Source organism: Exiguobacterium sp. s145, assembly GCF_018618835.1.
Taxonomy (GTDB): domain Bacteria; phylum Bacillota; class Bacilli; order Exiguobacteriales; family Exiguobacteriaceae; genus Exiguobacterium_A; species Exiguobacterium_A artemiae.
In genome coordinates this window covers 342,706-366,481 of record NZ_JACSMV010000001.1, presented here as the reverse complement: position 1 = coordinate 366,481, position 23,776 = coordinate 342,706, and the positions used below count along the sequence as shown (strand labels likewise).

At 47.0% G+C, this 23,776-nt stretch carries 27 protein-coding genes; all 27 read right to left on the bottom strand.

The window, feature by feature from the left end; genetic code table 11:
• Positions 1 to 4: 4 nt before the first annotated feature.
• The 27 genes from fliI to KNQ07_RS01690 all read right to left on the bottom strand — a co-directional run bounded on the left by fliI (position 5) and on the right by KNQ07_RS01690 (position 23,769).
• Positions 5 to 1,318, bottom strand: a complete 1,314-nt coding sequence (fliI, locus tag KNQ07_RS01820; protein ID WP_114595499.1) for a flagellar protein export ATPase FliI — start codon at positions 1,316 to 1,318, stop codon at positions 5 to 7.
• Positions 1,311 to 2,036, bottom strand: coding sequence for a FliH/SctL family protein (locus KNQ07_RS01815; RefSeq protein ID WP_114595498.1), 726 nt, complete (start codon positions 2,034 to 2,036; stop codon positions 1,311 to 1,313). Before KNQ07_RS01815 ends, fliI begins: the two co-directional genes overlap by 8 nt.
• Positions 2,020 to 3,027 (bottom strand): flagellar motor switch protein FliG, encoded by a 1,008-nt coding sequence (fliG, locus tag KNQ07_RS01810; RefSeq protein WP_114595497.1) that lies wholly within the window; start codon positions 3,025 to 3,027, stop codon positions 2,020 to 2,022. The genes KNQ07_RS01815 and fliG overlap by 17 nt, the downstream gene beginning before the upstream one ends.
• 4 nt (positions 3,028 to 3,031) lie before the next feature.
• Positions 3,032 to 4,600, bottom strand: coding sequence for a flagellar basal-body MS-ring/collar protein FliF (gene fliF / locus KNQ07_RS01805; RefSeq protein WP_114595496.1), 1,569 nt, complete (start codon positions 4,598 to 4,600; stop codon positions 3,032 to 3,034).
• A gap of 28 nt (positions 4,601 to 4,628) precedes the next feature.
• Entirely contained in the window at positions 4,629 to 4,916 is a 288-nt protein-coding gene (gene fliE / locus KNQ07_RS01800) for a flagellar hook-basal body complex protein FliE (RefSeq protein WP_026828005.1), read from the bottom strand.
• Between the two features lie 16 nt (positions 4,917 to 4,932).
• On the bottom strand, positions 4,933 to 5,331 hold the full coding sequence (flgC, locus tag KNQ07_RS01795; protein ID WP_214764012.1) for a flagellar basal body rod protein FlgC: 399 nt from the start codon (positions 5,329 to 5,331) through the stop codon (positions 4,933 to 4,935).
• Between the two features lie 3 nt (positions 5,332 to 5,334).
• Complete coding sequence (flgB, locus tag KNQ07_RS01790; RefSeq protein WP_214764735.1) at positions 5,335 to 5,697, bottom strand: flagellar basal body rod protein FlgB; 363 nt, start codon at positions 5,695 to 5,697, stop codon at positions 5,335 to 5,337.
• Positions 5,698 to 5,946: 249 nt separating this feature from the next.
• Positions 5,947 to 6,726 carry a GTP-sensing pleiotropic transcriptional regulator CodY gene (gene codY / locus KNQ07_RS01785; protein ID WP_012370753.1) on the bottom strand — a complete coding sequence of 260 codons (780 nt, stop codon included), beginning with the start codon at positions 6,724 to 6,726 and terminating at the stop codon, positions 5,947 to 5,949.
• Positions 6,727 to 6,742: 16 nt separating this feature from the next.
• Positions 6,743 to 8,113, bottom strand: a complete 1,371-nt coding sequence (hslU, locus tag KNQ07_RS01780) for an ATP-dependent protease ATPase subunit HslU (protein WP_012370754.1) — start codon at positions 8,111 to 8,113, stop codon at positions 6,743 to 6,745.
• Positions 8,106 to 8,657: an ATP-dependent protease subunit HslV gene (hslV, locus tag KNQ07_RS01775; protein WP_012370755.1), complete on the bottom strand. Its 552-nt coding sequence runs from the start codon at positions 8,655 to 8,657 to the stop codon at positions 8,106 to 8,108. The genes hslU and hslV overlap by 8 nt, the downstream gene beginning before the upstream one ends.
• A gap of 13 nt (positions 8,658 to 8,670) precedes the next feature.
• Positions 8,671 to 9,549 carry a tyrosine-type recombinase/integrase gene (locus KNQ07_RS01770; RefSeq protein ID WP_214764003.1) on the bottom strand — a complete coding sequence of 293 codons (879 nt, stop codon included), beginning with the start codon at positions 9,547 to 9,549 and terminating at the stop codon, positions 8,671 to 8,673.
• 171 nt (positions 9,550 to 9,720) lie between these two features.
• Positions 9,721 to 11,025, bottom strand: a complete 1,305-nt coding sequence (gene trmFO, locus KNQ07_RS01765; RefSeq protein ID WP_012370757.1) for an FADH(2)-oxidizing methylenetetrahydrofolate--tRNA-(uracil(54)-C(5))-methyltransferase TrmFO — start codon at positions 11,023 to 11,025, stop codon at positions 9,721 to 9,723.
• A gap of 3 nt (positions 11,026 to 11,028) precedes the next feature.
• A complete protein-coding gene (gene topA, locus KNQ07_RS01760) occupies positions 11,029 to 13,125 on the bottom strand; it encodes a type I DNA topoisomerase (RefSeq protein WP_214763995.1) in 2,097 nt (698 codons plus the stop codon).
• A gap of 47 nt (positions 13,126 to 13,172) precedes the next feature.
• Positions 13,173 to 14,000 (bottom strand): DNA-processing protein DprA, encoded by an 828-nt coding sequence (gene dprA / locus KNQ07_RS01755; RefSeq protein ID WP_012370759.1) that lies wholly within the window; start codon positions 13,998 to 14,000, stop codon positions 13,173 to 13,175.
• A 64-nt stretch (positions 14,001 to 14,064) separates the two neighbouring features.
• Positions 14,065 to 14,979, bottom strand: a complete 915-nt coding sequence (gene sucD / locus KNQ07_RS01750; RefSeq protein WP_214763987.1) for a succinate--CoA ligase subunit alpha — start codon at positions 14,977 to 14,979, stop codon at positions 14,065 to 14,067.
• Positions 14,980 to 14,992: 13 nt separating this feature from the next.
• The gene (gene sucC, locus KNQ07_RS01745; RefSeq protein WP_012370761.1) at positions 14,993 to 16,153 is read right to left on the bottom strand and encodes an ADP-forming succinate--CoA ligase subunit beta; all 1,161 of its coding nucleotides are present in this window, start codon (positions 16,151 to 16,153) and stop codon (positions 14,993 to 14,995) included.
• Between the two features lie 88 nt (positions 16,154 to 16,241).
• The gene (locus tag KNQ07_RS01740; RefSeq protein ID WP_214763980.1) at positions 16,242 to 16,502 is read right to left on the bottom strand and encodes an EscU/YscU/HrcU family type III secretion system export apparatus switch protein; all 261 of its coding nucleotides are present in this window, start codon (positions 16,500 to 16,502) and stop codon (positions 16,242 to 16,244) included.
• Positions 16,499 to 17,377, bottom strand: a complete 879-nt coding sequence (locus KNQ07_RS01735; RefSeq protein ID WP_214763973.1) for a hypothetical protein — start codon at positions 17,375 to 17,377, stop codon at positions 16,499 to 16,501. Before KNQ07_RS01735 ends, KNQ07_RS01740 begins: the two co-directional genes overlap by 4 nt.
• A gap of 13 nt (positions 17,378 to 17,390) precedes the next feature.
• The gene (locus KNQ07_RS01730) at positions 17,391 to 18,143 is read right to left on the bottom strand and encodes a ribonuclease HII (protein ID WP_214763971.1); all 753 of its coding nucleotides are present in this window, start codon (positions 18,141 to 18,143) and stop codon (positions 17,391 to 17,393) included.
• A gap of 59 nt (positions 18,144 to 18,202) precedes the next feature.
• Positions 18,203 to 19,069 carry a ribosome biogenesis GTPase YlqF gene (gene ylqF, locus KNQ07_RS01725; RefSeq protein ID WP_214763955.1) on the bottom strand — a complete coding sequence of 289 codons (867 nt, stop codon included), beginning with the start codon at positions 19,067 to 19,069 and terminating at the stop codon, positions 18,203 to 18,205.
• A gap of 214 nt (positions 19,070 to 19,283) precedes the next feature.
• Positions 19,284 to 19,823 (bottom strand): signal peptidase I, encoded by a 540-nt coding sequence (gene lepB / locus KNQ07_RS01720; protein WP_012370766.1) that lies wholly within the window; start codon positions 19,821 to 19,823, stop codon positions 19,284 to 19,286.
• A gap of 100 nt (positions 19,824 to 19,923) precedes the next feature.
• Complete coding sequence (gene rplS / locus KNQ07_RS01715; protein WP_012370767.1) at positions 19,924 to 20,277, bottom strand: 50S ribosomal protein L19; 354 nt, start codon at positions 20,275 to 20,277, stop codon at positions 19,924 to 19,926.
• A gap of 112 nt (positions 20,278 to 20,389) precedes the next feature.
• Entirely contained in the window at positions 20,390 to 21,118 is a 729-nt protein-coding gene (gene trmD, locus KNQ07_RS01710) for a tRNA (guanosine(37)-N1)-methyltransferase TrmD (RefSeq protein ID WP_012370768.1), read from the bottom strand.
• On the bottom strand, positions 21,115 to 21,624 hold the full coding sequence (rimM, locus tag KNQ07_RS01705; protein ID WP_214763942.1) for a ribosome maturation factor RimM: 510 nt from the start codon (positions 21,622 to 21,624) through the stop codon (positions 21,115 to 21,117). Before rimM ends, trmD begins: the two co-directional genes overlap by 4 nt.
• An 89-nt stretch (positions 21,625 to 21,713) precedes the next feature.
• Positions 21,714 to 21,989, bottom strand: a complete 276-nt coding sequence (gene rpsP / locus KNQ07_RS01700) for a 30S ribosomal protein S16 (protein ID WP_012370770.1) — start codon at positions 21,987 to 21,989, stop codon at positions 21,714 to 21,716.
• A 95-nt stretch (positions 21,990 to 22,084) separates the two neighbouring features.
• Positions 22,085 to 23,437, bottom strand: a complete 1,353-nt coding sequence (ffh, locus tag KNQ07_RS01695; RefSeq protein ID WP_012370771.1) for a signal recognition particle protein — start codon at positions 23,435 to 23,437, stop codon at positions 22,085 to 22,087.
• A gap of 11 nt (positions 23,438 to 23,448) precedes the next feature.
• Positions 23,449 to 23,769, bottom strand: coding sequence for a putative DNA-binding protein (locus tag KNQ07_RS01690; RefSeq protein WP_012370772.1), 321 nt, complete (start codon positions 23,767 to 23,769; stop codon positions 23,449 to 23,451).
• Between the last annotated feature and the right edge of the window lie 7 nt (positions 23,770 to 23,776).

Sequence of the window (23,776 nt, the reverse complement as noted above, 5' to 3'; positions counted from 1 at the left end):
TCCTTTAACGGATTGTCGAAATCAGACGGCTCATTCCATCTTCAAAATGGCTTTTTTCTTCCACACGTTGTTTTAAAAATCCGATTAATTCAGGATATTTTTCAACAGCCCGATCAATGTCGGGGTTTGTACCGCTTTTATACGCGCCGATATTGATCAAATCTTCGGCATCGAGGTATGTCGACAGTAACTGTCTGAACGTAATCGCACTATCTTTATGTTCGGTCGAAGTAATTTGATTCATGACCCGGCTGATGGAGCGTAAGATATGGATTGCCGGATATTGCCCTTTGTTTGCGAGATTTCGGTCGAGGACAAAATGACCATCTAGAATCCCGCGGACCGCATCCGCAATCGGTTCGTTCATGTCATCACCGTCAACCAGGACGGTATAAAATGCCGTAATGGAACCTTCTGTCGTTTTACCGCTTCGTTCCAACAGTTGTGGAAGCAAGGCGAACACACTCGGTGTATATCCCTTTGAAGCAGGTGGTTCGCCGGTCGCCAGACCAATTTCACGCTGAGCCATGGCAAAACGTGTGACGGAGTCCATCATCAATACGACATTTTTTCCTTGATCCCGAAAATATTCAGCGATCGCCGTTGCCGTATACGCTCCTTTGAGTCGAACGAGTGGCGGCTGGTCACTCGTCGCTACGACGATGATCGAACGGCTCATGCCTTCCTCACCTAACTCCGCCTCAATGAATTCCTTCACTTCACGGCCCCGTTCACCGATTAAGGCGATGACATTGATATCAGCCGTTGATCGTTTGGCAATCATACCGAGTAATGTCGATTTACCGACACCCGACCCTGCGAATAGTCCGACTCGTTGCCCTTGTCCGACGGTCAATAAGCCGTCGATGGCACGAATCCCTGTTGATAACACTTGATCGATCCGCGGACGATCGAGTGGACTTGGTGGTTTACGGACAATTGAAGTCGTCCGTAAATGCGCCAGTGATTTCCCGTCTAATGATCGTCCGAGACCATCCAGGACTTTCCCGATCAAATCATCTCCGACAGGAACATGAAGCGGTTTTCCTGTTGCGATGACGATCGATCCCGGTGCAATGGCCGTCGTTTCACCATATGGCATCAATAGTACATGTCCTTCTCGAAATCCAACGACTTCTGCCTCAATCTCGTCTCCACGATGAATCCGGATCAAGCACCGCTCGCCGATGGCAACAGCTGTCGGACCACGTGATTCAATCATCAAACCAATGACTTGAACGACTTTACCAGAATGCTCGACAAGTTCTTCCCGACGAATATCTCGAATCGCTGCTTGTAACTGTTTGAGTTTATACATCGTGTAACACCTCGGTGAGTTGCTCCATTAATCGTTGATAACCGATTGACAATCCACCCGTGATGGCACCATTCTCTGAATCAATCCGGAAATCTCGTGCATCAAGCTCGGGATCAATCCGTAAACGGATCGTTGCCGTCCCTCCTAAAATGGTCTGTAACCGTTCATCCAGTAAGACAACCCGTTCAAAGTCTTCAGCTGATGTATAGACAATTAATTTTTCACGATCTCTAAATTGAAGAATCAACTGTTGAATCGTCTGATAAAGTGCTTCTTCATCCTTATCGTGAAGCTGCTCCATAAACTGATGCGTCAATTGAAGGGCCAGTGCACACAATTCATCTTCCATCAGGAGGACTCGTTCTGAAAACATCTGTTCGAGCCTGTTCGCAAGCTGGTTCGTTTCCTCAATCCGTTGTTCGTATTGTGTTCGTCCAGCTTGTTGACCCGACTGAAAACCTTCTTCGTAACCCTGTTGTCTCGCTTCTTCCAGCACGCGGAGCCGCTCTTGCTCCAAAGCTGCCCGCCGTATTTGTTCTTGTTGTTCGATCAACAGTTGCTGTTGCTTTAGTTGGACTTGTCCTTCCCGCATCATCTCGTCATAAGAAACAAGCGGTTCGGTTTCAGTCACCTGCTCGGATTCCGTCTGATGGAAAATCGTTCGTTGCGTCCGGTCGAAAACAACTTGACGCTTAATGACGTTAGACAACGATATCATCTCCTCCACCACGGGCTACCACGATCTCACCCATATCTTCTAGGCGACGGATGATGCCGACAATCCGGCTTTGTGCTTCTTCGACATCCCGTAATCGGACAGGTCCCATGAATTCCATATCCTCTTTGAACGATTCGACCATTCGTTGGGACATGTTGCGGTATACCATTTCCTTCACGTCGTCTGAAGACACCTTGAGCGAAAGCAACAAGTCTTCATTCGAAACTTCCCGGATAATCCGTTGAATAGCTCGGGCATCGAGTGTAACGATGTCTTCAAAGACAAACATCCGTTTCTTGATTTCTTCCGCCAATTCCGGATCCTGAATTTCAAGCGTATCGAGAATCGTTCGTTCCGTCGTCCGGTCAACACCGTTCAAGACTTGAACAACCGCCTCGATTCCACCAGACTGGGCATAATCCTGCATGCCCGCTTGCGATAGATTCCGTTCAAGAATTTGTTCGACTTCACTGATGATTTCCGGATTCATCCGGTCCATCGTTGCAATCCGTCGGGCGACATCTGACTGGGCTTCTGCCGGAAGTTCTGATAAAATTTGTCCCGATTTGACCGGATCCAGATGTGCCAAGACCAAGGCAATCGTTTGCGGATGTTCATTTTGAATGAAGTTCAGCAATTGTTTCGGATCCGCTTTGCGGGCAAACTCAAACGGTCTCACTTGAAGCGTCGACGTCAAACGATAAATGAGTTCCATCGCCTTCTCTTCACCTAATGCTTTTTCCAACACGGATTTGGCGAATCCGATACCACCTTGCGTGATATAATTTTGTGCTGTCGCTAATTCATGGAATTCTACTAACACTTCGAGCTTCTCATCCGGATCAATCCGTTTCATGCTCGAAATCTGTAATGTCAGCCACTCCATTTCTTCTTCCGACAAATGTTTATATACGCTGGCCGCGACTTCCGGACCAAGCGAAATCATTAAAATTGCGGCTTTTTCCCGACTACTCATCTCTAATTTCTTCATCTCATCAATCCTCCGCTAACCAGGTGCGTAACAACTTCGCAAATTCATCCGGATTGGATGCGGCAAGCTTCTCAAGCTGTTTCCGTTTGACCGCTCCTTCACTTGTGTCCTCTGTCGACAGTTCAGGAATCTCTGTCTCGATTGGTGTCCACTCTTCCAGTTCTTCAATCTCAGCTGTTTTTCTTCTACGCAACATTAGGAAGATGGCTCCTACTACAACCAGTGCTGCGGCACCTAATGCAAACCAGACCCACATTGGTGTTGTTTCCGTTGTTACTGTCTGTTTCGGCGTCTCGGCAAACGGTCTTGACATGACGACGACTTTATTCGCAAGCTCTGCATCGGTTAAGGTCGTCTTCGCATCTGTCTTCGTCAGTGAAGTACGAATGATCGAATACATCATCGTCTGTAAATCTGTTTGAAGTTGCGGATCAATTTGATTTTGTCCTTTAGGTGGCTCAACGATGACTTGAATTCCCAAATCCCGAATTTCATACGGTGCACCGGTAATCTGTTTTGTAATTCGATTGACTTCGTAATTGATGATGTCATGTGTCTTCTCACTTGTGTCCCCTGCCGTACCCGTACCTTGCGGGAAGTTAATGGTCTCATTCTCACCCGTTCCTGCAGTTCCTTCATTGGCCGCTCCCGTATACGCTTCAGCGACTTTCTCTGCCGATGTCACGATTCCCTCGATTTTATCAGGATCAACCGGTTCGACTAATTTTTGTTCCTCTTGCCGTTGCGTAACGTCGACATCTGCCGTAACAGAAACCAATGCTTTTTGCGGACCGAGAACGACTGACAGCATCTGCTGAATTTGTTGGCGTAAATCTTTTTCCGTCGTTTTCTTCAATTGCATCGGATCCGTTCCGCCTGCAGTCTGTGCTCCTTTACCCGGCTCATAATACGTAAAGTACTGATCCATGATGGTAATGTTTTCTTCTTTTAAATTCGGGATACTTTTCGCAATCAGATGATACAGACCTTGAACCGTCTGCTGGTTCAAGTCGCTGCCGGCGCTTGATGTCAAGACGACCGAGACAGTTGATGTCTCTTCTTTATCTGATAAGAAAACACTTTTTTCAGGTAAGGTAATCATGACCTTCGCAGCATCAATCCCGTTGACTTGCGTAATCAGATTTTCTAATTCCGTCTGCATCGTGTCCCGCTCGAGAATGTTCATTTCCTTATCTGTTGTTCCAAATCCGGCGTTTTCGCTGAAGAAGGAATAATCGATTTGACCTGATTTAGGTATTCCGGCTGTCGCCAACTCCACTTTTAAGTTTTCGGCACTTTCTTCCGGTACAAGAATCGTTACACCGTCTGTCCCACTGACGACTTCGGACTGTACACCATCTTCATTTAATTTCTCAGTCACTTGCCCAGCCTCTTGCGGTGACAACTTTGAGTACAGTGGTGTCATCGTTGGTTTACTTAACCAAATGGCTGCAACAATGATAGCTGCAATTAGAAATAAGATCATTCCGATGATCGTTGCTTTTTTGACGAGCGACCATTCCTGCCATGTCGTTTTTAATGCGCCAAAGCGCGTTTTTAGTCCTTCATTCATCAAACATCTCCCACGCTTTCCTCAACAATCACAGTTGCATACGCATCATTTCTTGGTATGCTTCGATGCCTTTATTCCGGACTTCGATAGCGAGTTGCATAGAAAGCGATGCTTCTTCTGTTTTGATCATGATGTTATGTAAGTCTGTCGTTTTTCCAGTCGCAAGATCGACTCGTGCTTGCGAAGAGGCTTGTTGCGCCTCGTTCAGACCGTTCATGGCCTGACTCAATACTTCACTGAAATCACTTGGTGTCGTTTTGGCAACAGATTGAGACGGTAAGACCATCTGCATGCTTTGAATCGGTTGAATCGCCATCGTGTCATCTCCTTCATTACTTGCCGATTTCCATCGCTTTGACTAACATTGCTTTTGTCGCATTCAATGCCGTGACGTTGGCTTCGTAAGAACGCGTCGCCCCCATCATATCGACCATTTCCTTCAATAAATCCACGTTCGGCATTTTAACGTATCCGAGTTCATCCGCATCGGGATGATTCGGATTGTACTCCAGCTTAAATGGTTCCTGATCTTTTCGAATCTCGCTGACTGTCACACCGGCACCTGTCTCTTTTAAGACGGCCAGTTTACGCGCATACGGTTGCCACTCTCCGTTAACCAGCTCACCGCGTGTCGTCTGGGCATTGGCGATGTTGGCAGAGACGGTATCGAGTCGCAGCCGCTGTGCCGTCAGTCCTGTTGCCGATGTATGAAAACCTGAAAACATACTCATGATTTAACGTCCTCCCCGGATGACAGATTGAATTCCGGAAAATTTTCGGTTCAATTGTTCGACCAGTGCTTCGTACTCAATTTGATTGCGTGATAATTCAGACATTTCGAGGTCAATATCCACCCCGTTGCCATCGTTACGCATAGCAGACGATTGTTCGACGATGCTTCCTGAAGTGCCGATTGTTGCGTGCCGTTTTAGACTCATTCTCATTTCGGAGTCCAATACATCGCTGAACACGACACGTTTTGCTTTATACCCGGGCGTATCGACGTTCGCAATATTTGCTGAAATTACTTTCTGCGCTGCCACCGTCCGATCGACAGCCTGTGTCATTGTTGCATAATCTGAACCAAGCCAGTTCATCATTCAACCTCCACCTCTATTTATCTCGTAAAACTTTGTATTATACCGTAAGCGGTTAGTAACATATCTGAAATAATTGAAACAAATAGGTCAATGTTTGAAAAGAAGTTTTTTGAAAAATAGGGTAATGAGATGTTAATATTTCGCTTTTTAAACCCTTTTCTTATAAAAATGATAAATAATACCTATAAAAAAAAGAAGACCTAGTACTTTACTAGGTCTTCTTTTAAATTCTATTTTTTCCTTTTTTTAGTTCGATTTAATGCGTTCTAACTCATAGAGGAAATTGTCATTTAAAATCTTGATATATGTCCCTTTCATACCAAGTGAACGGGACTCGATGACGCCGGCGCTTTCAAGTTTCCGCAGAGCATTCACGATAACTGAACGCGTGATGCCGACACGATCGGCAATTTTAGAGGCTACGAGCAACCCTTCGTTTCCGTCCAACTCTTCAAAGATATGTTCGATCGCTTCAAGTTCCGAATAGGATAAAGAATTGATTGCCATTTGAACGACGGCTTTCTTCCGCGCTTTATCTTCCGCTTCATGGGCTTTCTCACGTAAGATTTCCATTCCGACAACTGTCGCTCCGTATTCCGCAAGCACTAAGTCCTCTTCATTAAAATCTTCGAGCATCCGGCCAAGGACAAGTGTTCCAAGTCGCTCACCGCCACCGATGATCGGAACGATCGTCGTTTTGGATGTCTCGAACATATCGCGGTTATCGATCGGGAAAGCTGTATGCTCACTGTCGATTGCGATGTTTGCTGTCGTTTCCGTCACATTAAACAATTTTTTTGTATAATCTTCCGGAAACTGACGCTCTTCAAGGAATCCACGAATCCGTGCATTCTCGATTTGTTGTTTAATCGCAATTCCTAATAACTTTCCACGACGGCTGACGATAAAGGTATTTGATTCCATGACTTCACTTAAACGATCTGCCATGACCTTAAAGTCGACATGTGTGCTTGCTTCTTGTTGTAACATCGTGTTAAGCTTTCGTGTTTTTGCCAATAAATTCATGATTTTCTTCCTCCACTTATAAGATGAACTGACTTAAATCACGATCATCTGCTACTTTTCCGACGCGGTCCATGACATATTGTGGTGTGATGGTGACGTCTGTCTCTGGCATCTCTGCCGCTTCAAACGATAATTCTTCTAATACACGCTCCATAATGGTATATAAACGGCGAGCACCGATATTATCTGTTTCATCATTCACTTGTGCCGCAATCCGTGCAATTTGACGAATCGCGTCTTCGGTAAACGTGACATGGACTTGCTCCGCTCCAAGCAAAGCTTTATATTGTTTCAACAATGCTTGATTGGGTTCAGTCAAAATTTTAACGAAGTCATCTTCGGTCAGACTGTCGAGTTCCACCCGGATCGGAAAACGTCCTTGCAACTCCGGAATCAAATCAGATGGTTTTGCCATATGGAAAGCACCGGCTGCAATGAATAACATATGATCCGTCTTCACAGGACCATACTTCGTCACGACAGTCGATCCCTCGACGATTGGTAAGATATCACGCTGTACGCCTTCACGTGATACACCGGCACTATCTTGCCCCTTCGTTGCAATCTTGTCGATTTCGTCGACGAAGATGATTCCCATCTGTTCAGCACGACGAACAGCTTCATCGTGGACTTCATTTAAATCGAGTAATCGTTCCGCTTCTTCTGCCGTCAAAATCGGACGTGCCTCTTTGACACTCAGCTGGCGTTTCTTTGTTTTTTTCGGCATGACTTGCCCGAGCATATCCTGCAGATTCGCAAGACCTTCCATGCCTTGTTGACCGGAGAACAAATCCATTTGACGTTCTTCAATGTCCACATCAATCATGCGGTCTTCTAGTTGACCTTGGAACAGCTGTTGTCGAATGACAGAGCGATCGGCGGTGTCATTCGCAGTTTCTTGTTCAGGCGGTTTTTGGGTGCCACCGAATAACATCTCGAACGGATTTCCTCCACCGAGACCTGTCGACGCTTTTTTACCGACAAGTGCATCCACAATCCGTTCATTCGCGACCGCTTCAGCCCGTTCTTTTAAAGCTTCCTTTTTCTCATCCTTGACGAGGCGGAGTGAAGCTTCGACTAGATCACGGACCATTGATTCAACGTCCCGACCGACATAACCGACTTCTGTAAACTTCGTCGCTTCAATTTTAACGAATGGTGCGCGGACCAGTTTAGCAAGCCGACGGGCAATTTCTGTTTTCCCGACACCCGTCGGTCCGATCATCAGGATATTCTTTGGTGTCACTTCATCACGCAGGCTCGGATCGAGCAGTTGCCGGCGGTAACGATTTCGAAGTGCAATCGCGACGGCTCGTTTTGCATCCGCCTGACCAATGACATGTTCATTTAGTTTTTCCACGATTTGTCTCGGTGTAAATTCATGCATCTGCACTTCCCCCAATCGTCTCTAAAATGATTTGATCATTTGTGAATACACATAACTCACCTGCTGTTTCAAGAGCTGCACGGGCGATTTGCTCAGCCGTCATATGTCCGGCATGCCGAGCAAGTGCACGACCCGCCGCGAGAGCATAGTTGCCGCCTGAACCGATGGCTAAAATGCCGTCATCCGGTTCGATTACTTCTCCGTTACCGGAAACAAGCAGTAAATGTGTTCCGTCCATGACAAGCAACAAGGCTTCGAGTTGGCGTAACATTTTATCGCCGCGCCATTCCTTTGCTAATTCCACGGCTGCCCGTTGCAGGTTCCCGTTGTACATCTCAAGTTTTGCTTCAAACTTTTCGAATAGCGTAAACGCATCAGCTACACTTCCGGCAAATCCTGCAATCACTTTTCCACCATAAAGACGCCGGACTTTTTTTGCACTTTTCTTCATGATGACCTGATTACCGAAAGTCACTTGTCCATCTCCGCTCATGGCAGATTGACCGTTATGTTGAATCGCAAAAATCGTCGTTGCATGAAACATCCTATTTCCTCCCTTAGGCACGCGGATGCGCTTGCTGATAAACATGTCGTAGCCGCTCCGTCGTGACGTGTGTATATTGCCCTGTCGTCGATAATGAAGCATGCCCAAGCAATTCTTGCACCGCTCGTAAATCTGCTCCACGTTCCAGTAAGTCGGTCGCGAAACTATGTCGTAGAGCATGTGGTGTCACATGTTTCGATAAAAAGGGGTCTGCCTTTTTTAAGATTTTCCGAATTCCGTCCGTTGTCAGACGACGGCCTGAACGAGAAAGAAAAACGGCTTGTTCTTCGTCCTCGGTCGGTTGTCGTTCTGCCAAATAGTCGGTCAAGGCTTTTCTCGCAAATGACCCAATCGGTGTGATCCGTTCTTTTCGTCCTTTTCCGTATACATGAACATATTCCAAGTCCGAATCTAAATCTTTTACGTTCAATCCGGCTAATTCACTGACACGCATCCCTGTTGCATATAGCAACTCAATCAATGCCACATTCCGTACACCTAATGCATCCGACGTTCGGAAGACTTCTAAAAATCGTTCGTATTCTGATGGGACTAAAAACGTCGGCAGCGTTTGGACACGCTTTGGTGCCTTCAATCCTTCAAATGGATTCACATCATTTGTATCCCGTGTCACAAAACGGCCGAACTGTTTCAAACAAGATACTTTTTGAGCGATCGTTGATTTAGATGCTTTTTGGTCATAAAGAGCAAACAAATAACGCCGTGCAGTTGCCAATTCAATCGATCCCAGCTGATGATCGAGGCAAAAAGCGGCGTATTGTCGAAGTGTTTGATCATAAGAACGGCCCGTATTTGGAGATAATTGACGTTCGATGTGTACATACCGTAAAAACGATTTTCGCAGTACGTCAAACTCTGAGTCTACTCCCATGGATGAGCCCCCTTCTAACCATTTCATACTCGAATCGCCCTTAGCATAGCACACCGTAAGTAGTCTGACAATAGACCAAAAATCGGAAAAATGACAAAATTATCACGCTTTTATGACAAATCAAGAAATGGGAGAAAAGAACGCTGAATTGCGCCTTCTCCCCCATCCCACTTACATATCGGTAAAGTCTTTAATCGCTTCTAATGCCCGCTCGGCAAGGAGCGCGTATTTTTCAGGTTTCTTCATACGACCTGTCTGTCCGACAAGTCCCGGTACCAATCCGAAGTTTGCGTTCATCGGCTGGAAGTTCTTTCCTTCCGTCGTCGTGATGTAATGTGCCATTGCACCCATCATCGTCTCTTTCGGGAAAGCGACCGGTTCAGCCTCATTGACGAGACGTGCCGCATTGATTCCTGCCGTCAAACCCGATGCCGCCGATTCAACGTATCCTTCGACACCCGTCATCTGACCGGCAAAGAACAGGTCATGACGTGTCCGCGTTTGATACGTCGGTTGCAACAGGTTCGGTGAATTGACGAACGTGTTCCGGTGCATGACACCGTAACGGACGATTTCGGCATTTTCAAGACCCGGAATCAAACGGATGATCCGTTTTTGCTCGCCCCACTTCAAATGCGTTTGGAAACCGACCAGGTTAAACAGTGTCCCGGCTGAGTTATCCTGACGCAATTGAACAACGGCATACGGACGTTTACCGGTTTTCGGATCTTCGAGACCAACCGGTTTCATCGGTCCGAATAACAGTGTCTTCGGTCCGCGTGACGCCAGTACTTCAAACGGCATACACCCTTCGAAGTAGATTTCCTTCTCGAATTCCTTTAAAGGAACGACTTCCGCTTTGATCAACTCGTTATGGAAATGCGTAAACTCCTCTTCTGTCATCGGACAGTTCAAGTAAGCCGCTTCTCCTTTATCGTAACGTGACTTTAAATAGACCTTATCGCGGTCAATCGTATCGCCGTCAAGAATCGGTGCGGCAGCATCAAAGAAGTACAGATAATCTTCTCCGGTAAACTGCTTTAGTGATTCCGACAAAGCGGCACTTGTGAGAGGACCTGTTGCGACAATGGTCGGACCCTCCGGAATCGCTTCAAGTTCTTCATGATGAACCGTGACGTTCGGATGATTTTTTAATGTTTCCGTCACATATCCGGCAAAGTCATGCCGGTCGACAGCGAGTGCTCCGCCTGCCGGCACACTTGCCAAGTCAGCTGCTTTCATGATGAGTGAGTCGAGTTGTCGCATTTCTTCTTTTAATACGCCGACTGCATTCGTCAGTTGATTCGCCCGCAGTGAGTTCGAGCAGACGAGCTCGGCAAACTGATCCGTATGGTGAGCAGGTGTCTGCTTCACCGGTCGCATTTCATATAAATCTACTTGTACACCGCGTTTCGCAAGTTGCCATGCTGCTTCAGAACCTGCGAGTCCGGCGCCGATTACGGTTACCCGTTTCATCGGTCATTCCTCCTCTTGCTCCTGATCGATGCGTGTTTCATGATGTCCGCAAGACGTACATTCTACTTTCACACCGTTCTTGATTTTCTTTTGTACCATCATACTGCTACACACCGGACATGGTTCCTCGACCGGTTTATCCCATGAGACGAATTCACATTCCGGATAATTGGAACAACCGTAGAACAAACGGCCTTTTTTACTCCGGCGTTCGACGATCTCACCTGTTCCGCAAGTCGGACATTTGACACCGATTTCAACTTGAATCGGTTTGGTGTTCCGACATTCCGGGAAGTTCGAGCACGCCATGAATTTGCCGTAACGGCCCATCTTGATGACCATCGCGTGACCGCAGACTTCACAATCTTCTCCGGCCGGTTCATCTTTGATTTCGATTTTTTCGATTTCGGCTTCGGCACGCGTCAGTCGTTTTTCGAACGATTTATAAATCGGATCAACGACTTCGGTCCACTGCATGTCACCTTTTTCAATCGCGTCAAGTAAGGCTTCCATATCCGCCGTAAATTGAACGGTGATAAATTCTTGGAAATAATCACTGATCATGTCGATGACCAGCTCTCCGAGTTCAGTCGGCAGGAATTTTTTCTCTTCCAGCGTCACATAGCCGCGTTTTTGAATCGTATCCAGTGTCGGGGCATAGGTCGACGGACGACCGATTCCGAGTTCTTCCATCGACCGGACGAGGCGTGCCTCTGTATACCGCGGTGGTGGTTGCGTAAAATGCTGTTTCGGTTCAATCATTTCCTGTTCCAAGACTTCTCCGTCTTCAAGCGGCGGTAATAATCCGTCCTTGACGTCCGTTACCGTCTCATCATCTGTGTCTTCAATATAGACTTTCATGAATCCAGCAAATTTAACCGTTGAACCGTTTGCGCGGAACATGACATCGTTTGAAACCAAATCCACTTTTACAGTATCGAGAACAGCCGGAGCCATCTGACTGGCAACAAACCGTTCCCAAATCAATTTGTATAACCGGAACTGATCCCGGGACAAATACGATTTGACAAGCTGCGGATCACGCATCGTCGACGTCGGACGAACGGCTTCGTGGGCATCTTGCGAATTTGCCGCTTTTTTCTCTTTCCGTTTCTCAACAGCGATATATTCTTTTCCGTACGCATTTTCAATGAAGCCGTGCGCTTCGAGATTCGCCGTTTCAGAAGTTCGTGTCGAGTCTGTTCGCATGTAGGTGATCAAACCGACTGTCCCTTCTTTTCCGAGCTCGATTCCTTCATATAACTGCTGGGCAATCATCATCGTCTTTTTGGCACGGAAGTTCAGCTTACGGGCTGCTTCCTGTTGGAGCGAACTCGTCGTAAACGGCAAGGCCGGATTACGCCGGCGTTCTTTTTTCGTCACGGAATCGACCGTAAAGGACTTGGATAGTTTAGCCAATACTTCATTGACTTCTTCTTCCGAGTGCAGTTCACGTTTCTTTCCGTCAATTCCGTAAAAATTCGCTTCCAGCTTTTCGCCGTTTGCATCAAGCTCCAGTTTGATCGTCCAATATTCTTCCGGTAAAAAGGCGTTGATTTCCTGTTCGCGGTCGATGATCATCTTCACGGCAACCGATTGAACACGTCCTGCTGACAAACCTTTTTTAATTTTCTTCCAAAGTAACGGACTCATGCTGTAACCGACAAGACGGTCCAAGATACGCCGTGCCTGTTGTGCATCGACAAGATCGTAGTTGATCTTGCGGGGTCTCTTGAACGAATCTTTGATGGCGTCTTTTGTGATTTCATTAAAGACAACCCGGCATTCTGTCGATTCATCGACACCGAGGGCTTTCGCTAAGTGCCAAGCGATCGCTTCCCCTTCACGGTCCGGGTCGGCTGCGAGATAAATTTTTTGTGCTTTTTTAGCGGCCGTTTTCAATTCCTTTAAAACCGGCCCTTTACCACGAATCGTAATATACTTTGGTTCATAGTCATGTTCTACGTCAACACCCATTTGACTTTTCGGTAAGTCGATGACATGTCCCATCGAAGCTTTCACGGTATAGTTTGAACCGAGATAACGTTTGATGGTTTTTGCCTTTGCAGGTGATTCGACAATTACTAAATATTTTGCCATTACAATCGCTCCCTATTAGAGGCGTACTCGTATTTTAATCTCACTTATCATAGTAGTCTCGATTCCCATTTGTCAACGTTCATCAAGATACTTTTTGAAACTTCTTCCGGATTTAAGAGTGGAATCGCGCCTTCTGCAATCAATTGATTTGTTCCTTGAAAGTGTTTTTCCGTCGGACATCCCGGAATGCAGTACACGTCTTTTCCTTGTTCAAGCGCATGTCCGGCTGTATTCATCGTCCCACTTTTCCGTGTCGCTTCGACGATGATCAATCCTGATGCCAAACCTGAGATGATCCGGTTTCTTTCTAAAAATTGATGTTTTTTGACGGGGGTAGGAGCAGGATATTCCGATAAAAGCAGTCCGTCTTGTTGAATCCGTTGAAACAACGGCGCATGCCTTGCAGGATACAAAAAGTCAAACCCGCTCGCTAGTACGGCAATCGTCGCCTGATGATGTTTGAGGGAAAGACGGTGTACGAGAGAATCAATACCAAGTGCGCCACCCGACACGGTAACGAACGGCGATTCAAAAAATGGACGTAAGAAAGATAGACGTTTTGAGTGAGAAGGAGAAGGTTGACGGCTTCCGATGATACTGATCATCGGCTGTCTCAATAAGGAAGGATCACCACTGAAGAAAAGTCCATAGACGGGTTGAGGAATCTGAAGTAACGGCATTGGGAAATACGGATCTCCCGGAACAAGAAGGTTCGTTGGGACTTGATCCAATTGTAGGGCTTGCTGATAGCGGTTTTTGATGGATCTCGACACAGGCAAATCCTCTACCGGTAAAAGACCGTACTGCTCGATCAAGACAACGATTGAATACGGAACCCGGCAAGTCGCAAAACGTGCATACAGTTCTCTCTCCATTCATTACGCTCCTTTTATATAGAAGAAAGCCGTCCTGATTAGATCAGGACAGCTGACATCTTGTTTAGTTCACAGTTGAACCTGTGACACATTCATCGTAAATACCGGCTTCTTTAATGACACGAATTAACGTCTCACCAATGATTGCTGGTGTTTCTGCCACTTCGATTCCGTTGGCACGAAGTGTTTTGATTTTTTCTGCAGCAGTTCCTTTACCACCTGAAATGATGGCACCGGCATGACCCATCCGTTTGCCTTCAGGCGCTGTTTGTCCACCGATGAATCCGATGACCGGCTTCGTCATGTTGGCTTTGACCCACTCTGCCGCTTCTTCTTCCGCCGTTCCACCGATTTCACCAAGCATGATGACGGCTTTTGTTTCCGGATCTTCATTAAACGCTTTGAGCGTATCGATGAAGTCTGTTCCGTTGACCGGATCGCCACCGATTCCGACTGCAGTTGATTGACCAATTCCTGCTGTCGTCAATTGATGGACCGCTTCGTACGTCAACGTTCCAGAACGAGAAACGATACCGACGTGACCTGGTGTATGAATGTATCCAGGCATGATTCCGAGTTTCGCAACGCCCGGTGTAATCACACCCGGACAGTTTGGTCCAATCAGGCGAACGGGTTTTCCGTCCAGGTAACGTTTTACTTTGACCATATCAAGAACCGGAATTCCTTCCGTGATACAGATGATCAAGGCGATGTTCGCATCCGCTGCTTCCATGATGGCATCCGCTGCAAATGCAGGCGGTACATAGATGATGGAAGCATTGGCACCTGTTTTTTCGACTGCTTGAGCGACTGTATCGAAGACCGGTACGCCCAATACTTCTGTGCCGCCCTTACCTGGTGTCACACCACCGACGAGGTTCGTTCCGTAAGCAATCATCTGTTCACCATGGAACATTCCTTGATTCCCTGTAATTCCTTGAATGATGACTTTTGTTGATTCATTTACCCAAATACTCATCCTTAGCTCCCCCTTACTTCACGAGCGCAGCAATTTTTTCTGCGCCGTCTGCCATTGATGTAGCTGCTGTAATCGCTAGACCTGAATCTTTGAGAATTTGTTTTCCGGCATCGACGTTTGTTCCTTCGAGACGGACGACGAGTGGCAATTCTAAGCCCACTTCTTTTGTTGCTGCAACGATACCTTCTGCAATGACGTCACATTTCATGATTCCACCAAAAATGTTAACGAAAATTCCTTTGACGTTCTCATCCGACAAAATCAATTTAAAGGCTTCTGTTACTTTCTCTTTCGTCGCACCGCCGCCGACATCAAGGAAGTTTGCCGGATCGCCGCTGAAGTGCTTGATGATATCCATCGTCGCCATGGCAAGTCCTGCACCGTTGACGAGACATCCGATGTTTCCGTCAAGTGCAATATAGTTTAAGTCATTTTTAGAAGCTTCCACTTCGCGTGGATCTTCTTCCGTTTCGTCACGAAGTGCAACGACATCGGCATGACGGTATAACGCGTTTGAATCAAAGTTCAGTTTTGCATCAAGTGCCAAAACATCACCGTCTTTTGTTGTGACGAGTGGATTGATCTCAGCGATTGAACAGTCTTTATCGACGAAGAATGTATACAATTTCGTCACCATGCCGACGAACTTGTTGACAAGCTTAACCGGAACACCCATTGCAAACGCCAGTTTACGCGCTTGGAAAGCTTGTAAGCCGACTGCCGGATCCACTACTTCTTTGATAATTTTTTCCGGAGTTGCTTCTGCGACTTCCTCGATATCCATTCCGCCTTCACTTGAACCCATGATGACGACACGTCCCGTTACACGGTCAAGGACAATCCCGAGATAGTATTCTTTGTCAATCGCACAACCTTCTTCAACAAGAAGACGTTGAATGACTTTACCTTCTGGACCTGTTTGATGCGTGACGAGTGTTTTGCCGAGTAACTCTGTCGCGAATTCTTTCACCTCTTCTTGCGATTTAGCCAATTTAACACCACCGGCTTTACCGCGACCCCCTGCGTGAATCTGTGCTTTTACGACTTTGATCGGACCTGACAATTGTTCTGCTGCATCGACTGCCTCTTCGACTGTAAATGCTGCAATTCCGTTCGGAACAGGTACACCGTACGAACGAAGTAACTCTTTTGCCTGATATTCATGTACATTCATGAAAAAATCCCCCTTAACCCCTTTAGTTTCGGCTCTTTCATTGTAGTTAAAATTGGAAGCGCTGTCTATCGTTATCGACCGAAAGCATTTATTTCTTCAAAATTTCCGTTTGATCGAGCTGATATAAAAAGGCAAACAACTCGGCAATGACTCCGTATAATTCGTTTGGAATTTGTTCCGAGACTTGAACGGCATCGAGCAATGTAATCAGTGTCGCGTCTTCACGGATTGGAATGTTGTGCTGTAACGCCTCTTCAAGAATTCGTTCCGCGACCCGTTCCGATCCTTTCGCGACGACCTTAGGCGCCTGCATCTGTTCCTCATACGATAAGGCGATGGCTTTTTTCATATCTGATAGTCCACCCTTCCGTTTCGATCCGTCGGTTGAAATGAAATCCGTTCTTTTTCCGATTCGATCTGTTCAAAACGAATCAAATCATACCCTTGCTCGTGCAGACGCTGCTCGATAGTCGGCTGATAATGGGACATGAACGTTGCTATCCGCTCATCCGGATGAAAAACGGAAATCGCAATCTTTCGATCCGTAATTAATAAATCCAATGCGATTTCACCGGTTTTCGGCAGTTTTAAGTAAAAAGCGATGCGGGCGTGATCGGGATTAAATTCTTTTTGATCAAACGGCGCTTCCATTGTGATATCGACTTCCTCAAAAGGACCGAATTGCGGTAATTGAAACAAAAAAATACCGCGCCCGGTTTCATTCGTTGCTTGAATGACTTGTTGGGCGAGCACTTGATCACTGGTCTTCCGGTCCAATTGTCCTTCCGTCATGCCGTCCGCATGCCGAGCGAGTTGGACCAATTCGATGATTGCTTGTTTAAATGCCGTTCCGGATCCTTCCATCACTTTTTGCCCCAGCTGTTGCAACACATCCCGCGTCGTTTGCGGGATCGAGTCATTCGAAAAGTGGGTTAACCGGTTAAAGGCCGGTAAGACTGTCGCCTTATTTGGTGCGGACTCTTCTGCTACGATTTTTAGAACCGGTTGTCCATCTGTGCTCGTGACGGTAAAACGGTAGGTCGCACCTTCTTTCAGCTCGGCTGTCGTTCCTGCCGTCAAGACACGTTGACCAACCTGCAGTTCCATCAGACCGTCCGGAAGCAGCTTCAATACTTTGCCGATGACGTTGGCCCCTTCACGCAACGGTTGGTTGGTCGCATCAATGATTTTAAAAGGCAGTAAGGCCCGATGTTCAATCTGCACGATGGTTTACCTCCTAAAGTCGGTCGAGGACCGGTTTAAATGTCTTCCGGTGAATCGGTGTCACCCCGACACGATCGAGTGCCTGTAAGTGTTGTGCTGTCCCGTACCCGGCATGTTGATCAAAACCGTACTCCGGATAGAGAACGGCGTATTGTTCCATCATCGTATCCCGTGTTTCTTTAGCGATGACACTCGCCGCTGCAATCGAGACGCTCCGCGCATCTCCTTTGATCAGGGACTCTTGCGGAAGATCGACATCGAGTGTCATTGCATCCACTAACAAGGCATCCGGTGTCAACTGAGCAACAGCCTGTTGCATCGCTTGCTTCGAGGCCTGATAGATGTTGATCCGGTCGATCTCTTCCGGCTCGATGATACCGATTGCGACTTCTGCGACCTCCTGAATATGTTGATAAGCGGCGCTTCGTTGCTTTTTGGACATCTGTTTTGAATCCGTCAATCCGGGATGATAAAAGCCGGCCGGCAGGATGACGGCTGCTGCGACAACGGGACCGGCGAGCGGTCCACGGCCGACTTCATCCACTCCGGCAATTCGCTGATGCCCTTGTGCACGGTACCGGTCTTCGAACAGGGACCGTTCCTGGAACTGGACACGTTGCTGCTCTTCCTGTAACAATCGGCGTTCTGCTTGTTTCAAGGCCGTGACAACACCTTTTCGGCCATCTTCGGCGAATTCCTTTTTAATTTGTTCCAATTCTTCCTGCGAAACGTGTGCCAATCGGGTTTTGATTTCCGTTATGTTCATGACGTAGCTCCTTTTTGAAAAAAGCTTGGATTTCTCATCATGAGAAACCCAAGCCTGTCTTATTCTGTGACGGTTGCGCACTCTTCGACGGTCTCGAGCGTGACACGACCAATTTTCTCCGTCCGTAGCTCATGAAGCAACATTTCACTTGTCCGTTCAAAGTCGACATAACCGCCTGTTACGAAACCGCGGTTTTTACCGATCGCTTCGAGCACTTCGACGGCTTCACCTGACACATCCTGTAACCGATAACGGGCTTTCAGTTGCTCCGGATAACGGGACTTGAGCTCTCGGATTGCAAACAAGGCGATATCATCGATATTCAGGATATCATCTTTAATGGCACCCGTCGCCGCTAAACGGTAACCGACAAGCTGGTCATCGAACTTCGGCCAAAGAATTCCCGGTGTATCGAGTAGTTCCATTTCACCTGTTTTCATTTTGATCCATTGTTGACGTTTCGTTACACCTGGACGGTCGCCTGTGATTGCGATGTTCCGTCCGGCCAACCGATTGATCAAGGTTGATTTTCCGACGTTCGGAATCCCGATGATCAACGCGCGAATCGCACTCGGGTTCCGTCCCTTATCCCGCATCCGGTCATGTTTGTCTTTCATCAAGCGTAAGGCACCTTCATGAATCTGACCCAACCCTTTACTGTGCTTCGCATCCACGGCGATGACGTCGACACCGTCTTTACGGAGTGCATGCATCCATTTTTCCGTCAGCCGGGCATCCGCCATATCTGATTTATTCAGGACGATCAGTCGTGGTTTGCCTGCTGTGATTTGTTCGACCATCGGATTACGGCTCGACATCGGTAAACGTGCGTCGACTAATTCGATGACGACATCAATCAATTTTAATTTTTCCGTCACTTCACGGCGTGCTTTCGCCATGTGTCCCGGGAACCATTGTATTGTCATTTCTTCCACCTCAAGTTTTCATAGTGCTTGGACTGCTAATAATGAACGATATATACGTCGTGTCCCGTGTTACCGATCCACTGTCTGTTCGAGAGAAACGATCCATTCTCTAGTATACGCAACTTTTCGACAGAAAAGAACCCTGTCCCCGTCCGAACAAAAAAACGAAGTCCACATTTTGTGAACTTCGTTTCTTGAAAGAGGATCTCCTTCATCAATCAACGGACCGGACATCATTAAACGGATAGAAGACGAAATTCGTCGTACCGACGATTTGATCCTCATCCACAAAACCGATATCCCGGCTGTCTTTCGAGTTTTGACGGTTATCCCCCATCACAAATACTTTTCCTTTTGGAACCGTTTTTTGTGCTGTTTTTTCTTCCAATGTAAAGTCTTCTGTTAAAGGAACACCGTTCATCTGTGCCTTAAATTCATTCAGATAAGGTTCCTCGACTTTTTTATCGTTGACGTATAACGTATCATCTTTGTAGTACATCGTATCACCTGGAACAGCAATCACACGTTTGATGTAGTCCCGTGTTTCTGTCGCATGGAAGACCACGATGTCCCCCCGTTCCGGTTCATTGAAATAATAAGGAACCTTATTGACAATCATTCGGTCCGAATTGTGTAAGGTCGGCATCATCGATTCGCCGTCCACAATAACCGGGACGAATAAAAACGTTCGGATGATGAACGCAATTACGAGCGCCACGACCAGCGCCTTAATCCAACTAAATAACTCCTTCACGCGTTCCACTCCTTCAACTCAATCTCTTGCCTAAACCTAGTATACGCATAAACGATAAAAAAAAGAAGCTTGTCCGGAGACAAGCCACTTTTTCACATGATTAACGACGAATTTCTTTAATACGAGCCGCTTTACCACGAAGGTTACGGAGGTAGTAAAGTTTCGCACGACGGACTTTACCGTAACGAACGACTTCGATTTGCGCAACACGTGGTGAGTGAAGCGGGAATGCACGCTCAACGCCAACTCCGTAAGAAATCTTACGAACTGTAAACGTTTCGCTGATGCCGCCACCGTGACGTTTGATGACTACGCCTTCGAAAAGCTGGATCCGCTCACGCGTTCCCTCGACGACTTTAACGTGGACGCGGACTGTATCACCAGGACGGAATGCAGGGACGTCTGACTTGATTTGTTCTTGTGTAATTTCACGGAACAATTGTTGTGTGTTCATGAATGATTTCTCCTTTTTTCACCAATGTTCGTATCTTCATTTGCCTCTGGCATCCAACAGCGGAACATCGTTAATAGGTGGCTTTTGCCACATGTTTTAACTTATCACAGTTTCAGTCGTTTGACAATCCTGAAATTGATTGCAGGTAACGGCGGTCGGTCTCGGACAGGTCGGCCGTTTCGAGTAAATCCGGTCGCCGCTCAAGCGTCCGTCTCAATGCCTGTTCACGGCGCCAAGTTTCAATCCGGGCATGATTACCCGACAATAAAACTTCCGGGACCGTCAAACCGCGAAAATCAGCCGGCCGTGTGTAATGCGGGTATTCGAGCAGACCGGTCGAAAACGAGTCGTCTTCATGGCTCGCGGCCTTTCCGAGAACATCCGGCAACAGGCGAACCGTCGCATCAATCATCGTCATGGCTGCAAGTTCGCCGCCGGTCAGAACAAAATCGCCAAGTGAGACTTCATCTGTCACCAGTTCATCATGAACCCGTTGGTCGAACCCTTCATAATGACCGCATAAAAAGACAAGATCCGTTTCTTTGGACCATTCTTCCGCAAGACGTTGATCAAACCGACGCCCTGTTGGTGTCAACGCAATGATACGCCGTTTTGCTTCAGGCAAGTCGGCGATTGCGTCAAAAATCGGTTGGGGCATCAATAACATGCCTGCCCCACCGCCGTAGGGGGAATCATCGACACGACCATGACGATTCGTCGAGTAGTCCCGGAAATTGACATAGTTGAGTTCAATCCGTTTCTCCTCTTGCGCACGGGCGACAATCGAGTGATTCAGTGCCGTGAACATTTCCGGAAATAGCGTCAGGACCGTGATGTTCATCCTTCTATCAAACCCGGTAACGGTGTGATTTGAATCCGTTTGGCTTCGACGTCAATTGAAGCGACGACTTGTTCGATATAGGGAATCAGCACATCTTTTTTGCCGGGACGTTTGATCGTCCAGACGTCGTTTGCGCCCGTCTCGAGAATCTCGGATACGACACCAATTTCATCCTCACCGTCAAAGACGGTACAGCCGATGATTTCATGGTAATAAAATTCATGTTCTCCGAGCTCTTGTAAGGCTTCCGGATGCACATACAGTTTCAAGCCTTTATATTTCTCGACATCATTGATGTGTTGCATGCCTTTGAACGTCACCATGATGAATTGTTTATGTTTGCGGTAACTGCTGATCGTAAACGGCGTGTAGATTCCGTTCGACTCAAGAAATACCTCATTACCGACTTTAAAACGCTGTTCCGGAAAATCCGTGCTTGCGAGGAGTTTCAATTCGCCTTTCAAACCGTGCGTGTTGGCGATTTTTGCGACTTCCAACCATTCCATCTGTTTCACTTCCTTATCCACAAGTCTTATTTCTTGTTATTATTTTGCCATACAAAAAGGAGGTAAGCTTTCGCTCACCTCCAATAGTCTTACTTCGCGAGTTTCGCGTTGTGGAATTTCTCCATGATACCAGCTTTTGAGAAGAGGTTACGAACTGTGTCCGAAGGTTTAGCACCTTCAGCGAGCCATTTAAGAGCAAGCTCTTCGTTAAGTTTTACTTCTGCTTCTGGTTTAGCAACCGGGTTGTAGTATCCGATTTGCTCGATGAAACGACCATCACGTGGTGCACGTGAGTCTGCTACTACCACACGGTAGAAAGGTGATTTGTTTGCGCCCATGCGCTTAAGACGAATTTTAACTGCCATTCGTAAGTCCCTCCAAATAATAAATAATTTTTTTTCGTTTAGTCAAATTGACAACTTCACTAGTATACAACGTTCCAGCAAAAGTGAAAAGACTTTTAGAAGAATGGGAGGCCAAAGCCGCCTTTCTTTTTCCCTTTGCCCATTTGGCCGGAGAATTGTTTCATCATCTTCCGCATGTCTTCAAATTGCTTAATCAATCGGTTTACTTCTTGAATGCTGCGACCACTGCCGCGCGCAATCCGTTTCCGACGACTGGCATTGAGAATTTCCGGTTCAGTCCGCTCTCGTTTTGTCATCGATTGAATAATCGCTTCGACATAGACGAGTTGCTTCTCATCGATTTGGGCATTTTTCAGACCCTTCATCTTTCCTTTACCGGCACCCGGAATCATTCCTAACAACTCATCCAAAGGACCCATCTGTTTCACTTGCTGTAACTGCTCGATGAAATCGTCAAACGTGAACGATGCATCGCGCATTTTGCCTTCGAGCTCTTTGGCGCGTGTTGCGTCCATTTGAGACTCCGCTTTTTCAATCAGCGTCAGCATATCTCCCATGCCGAGAATCCGTGACGCCATCCGCTCCGGATAGAATGGCTCGATTGCGTCCAGCTTCTCTCCAAGACCGACGAATTTAATCGGTGCTCCGGTGACTGCCTTGATGGAGAGTGCTGCTCCGCCTCGAGTATCCCCGTCGAGCTTCGTCAAGACGACACCTGTCACACCCAGCTTTTCATTAAAGCTTTGCGCGACATTGACAGCGTCCTGACCCGTCATTGAATCGACGACAAGGAAAATTTCATTTGGTTTGGCGATTTCTTTCACATCAACCAGTTCCTGCATCAGGTCCTCGTCGATATGTAAGCGTCCCGCCGTATCGATCAACACGATATCGTGGTGATGCTCTTTTGCATAGTCGAGAGCGTTCGTAACAATCTCTTGTGGACTGACCTGATCTCCCATTGAGAAAACCGGCAGTTCGAGTTGTTTCCCTAACGTCTCGAGCTGTTTGATCGCAGCCGGTCGGTAAATATCCGCTGCGACGAGCAGTGGACTGCGATTTTGTTTCTTCCGTAAATGATTCGCGAGTTTTCCGACCGTCGTCGTCTTACCTGCCCCTTGTAAACCGGTCATCATGATGACGGTTGGCGGACGGTTCGATAACGTCAACGGAGAAACTTCTGACCCCATCAGTTTCGTCAATTCGTCATGGACGATTTTGACGACTTGCTGACCTGGTGTGAGAGACGTCATGACATCTTGCCCGACTGCACGTTCTTTCACATCATTTACGAATTGTTTGACGACTTTGAAGTTGACGTCAGCTTCTAATAACGCAAGGCGGACCTCACGCATCATTTCTTTTACGTCCGCTTCAGAAATCTTACCTTTACCCCGCATTTTAGCGAGGCTGGCTTGAAGCCGTTCCGATAATCCTTCGAATGCCATGAAATTGCCCCCTACTCTAATTGCTCAAGTGCCGCAATGGTCACGTGAGCTTCGCTCGGAAGGTCAAGTTGCTTTAACTGATCAAGGAGTAACTTTCTCTGTTCATACTTTGCAAACAGACCCAGTCGTTCTTCATATTGTTCAAGCATCGCTTCCGTACGTTTTATGTTGTCGTAGACTGCTTGTCGGCTGACTTCAAACTCATCGGCGATCTCACCTAACGAAAAGTCATCCAGATAATAGAGTGACATATAATTCCGTTGTTTCGGCGTCAAAAGCTCCTGATAAAAGTCAATCAGATAATTCATCCGGTTCGTCTTATCAAGTGTCATTCGAGCA

Bases quoted from the DNA above. Each gene is read 5' to 3' on its own strand.
- fliI (WP_114595499.1), bottom strand. From the start codon at position 1,318: ATGTATAAACTCAAACAGTTACAAGCAGCGATTCGAGATATTCGTCGG.
- KNQ07_RS01815 (WP_114595498.1), bottom strand. From the start codon at position 2,036: ATGATATCGTTGTCTAACGTCATTAAGCGTCAAGTTGTTTTCGACCGG.
- fliG (WP_114595497.1), bottom strand. From the start codon at position 3,027: ATGAAGAAATTAGAGATGAGTAGTCGGGAAAAAGCCGCAATTTTAATG.
- fliF (WP_114595496.1), bottom strand. From the start codon at position 4,600: ATGAATGAAGGACTAAAAACGCGCTTTGGCGCATTAAAAACGACATGG.
- fliE (WP_026828005.1), bottom strand. From the start codon at position 4,916: ATGGCGATTCAACCGATTCAAAGCATGCAGATGGTCTTACCGTCTCAA.
- flgC (WP_214764012.1), bottom strand. From the start codon at position 5,331: ATGAGTATGTTTTCAGGTTTTCATACATCGGCAACAGGACTGACGGCA.
- flgB (WP_214764735.1), bottom strand. From the start codon at position 5,697: ATGAACTGGCTTGGTTCAGATTATGCAACAATGACACAGGCTGTCGAT.
- codY (WP_012370753.1), bottom strand. From the start codon at position 6,726: ATGAATTTATTGGCAAAAACACGAAAGCTTAACACGATGTTACAACAA.
- hslU (WP_012370754.1), bottom strand. From the start codon at position 8,113: ATGCATGAATTTACACCGAGACAAATCGTGGAAAAACTAAATGAACAT.
- hslV (WP_012370755.1), bottom strand. From the start codon at position 8,657: ATGTTTCATGCAACGACGATTTTTGCGATTCAACATAACGGTCAATCT.
- KNQ07_RS01770 (WP_214764003.1), bottom strand. From the start codon at position 9,549: ATGGGAGTAGACTCAGAGTTTGACGTACTGCGAAAATCGTTTTTACGG.
- trmFO (WP_012370757.1), bottom strand. From the start codon at position 11,025: ATGAAACGGGTAACCGTAATCGGCGCCGGACTCGCAGGTTCTGAAGCA.
- topA (WP_214763995.1), bottom strand. From the start codon at position 13,125: ATGGCAAAATATTTAGTAATTGTCGAATCACCTGCAAAGGCAAAAACC.
- dprA (WP_012370759.1), bottom strand. From the start codon at position 14,000: ATGGAGAGAGAACTGTATGCACGTTTTGCGACTTGCCGGGTTCCGTAT.
- sucD (WP_214763987.1), bottom strand. From the start codon at position 14,979: ATGAGTATTTGGGTAAATGAATCAACAAAAGTCATCATTCAAGGAATT.
- sucC (WP_012370761.1), bottom strand. From the start codon at position 16,153: ATGAATGTACATGAATATCAGGCAAAAGAGTTACTTCGTTCGTACGGT.
- KNQ07_RS01740 (WP_214763980.1), bottom strand. From the start codon at position 16,502: ATGAAAAAAGCCATCGCCTTATCGTATGAGGAACAGATGCAGGCGCCT.
- KNQ07_RS01730 (WP_214763971.1), bottom strand. From the start codon at position 18,143: ATGAACATAACGGAAATCAAAACCCGATTGGCACACGTTTCGCAGGAA.
- ylqF (WP_214763955.1), bottom strand. From the start codon at position 19,069: ATGACAATACAATGGTTCCCGGGACACATGGCGAAAGCACGCCGTGAA.
- rplS (WP_012370767.1), bottom strand. From the start codon at position 20,277: ATGAACACACAACAATTGTTCCGTGAAATTACACAAGAACAAATCAAG.
- trmD (WP_012370768.1), bottom strand. From the start codon at position 21,118: ATGAACATCACGGTCCTGACGCTATTTCCGGAAATGTTCACGGCACTG.
- rimM (WP_214763942.1), bottom strand. From the start codon at position 21,624: ATGGAATGGTTGGAAGTCGCAAAAATCGCCAACACGCACGGTTTGAAA.
- rpsP (WP_012370770.1), bottom strand. From the start codon at position 21,989: ATGGCAGTTAAAATTCGTCTTAAGCGCATGGGCGCAAACAAATCACCT.
- ffh (WP_012370771.1), bottom strand. From the start codon at position 23,437: ATGGCATTCGAAGGATTATCGGAACGGCTTCAAGCCAGCCTCGCTAAA.
- KNQ07_RS01690 (WP_012370772.1), bottom strand. From the start codon at position 23,769: ATGACACTTGATAAGACGAACCGGATGAATTATCTGATTGACTTTTAT.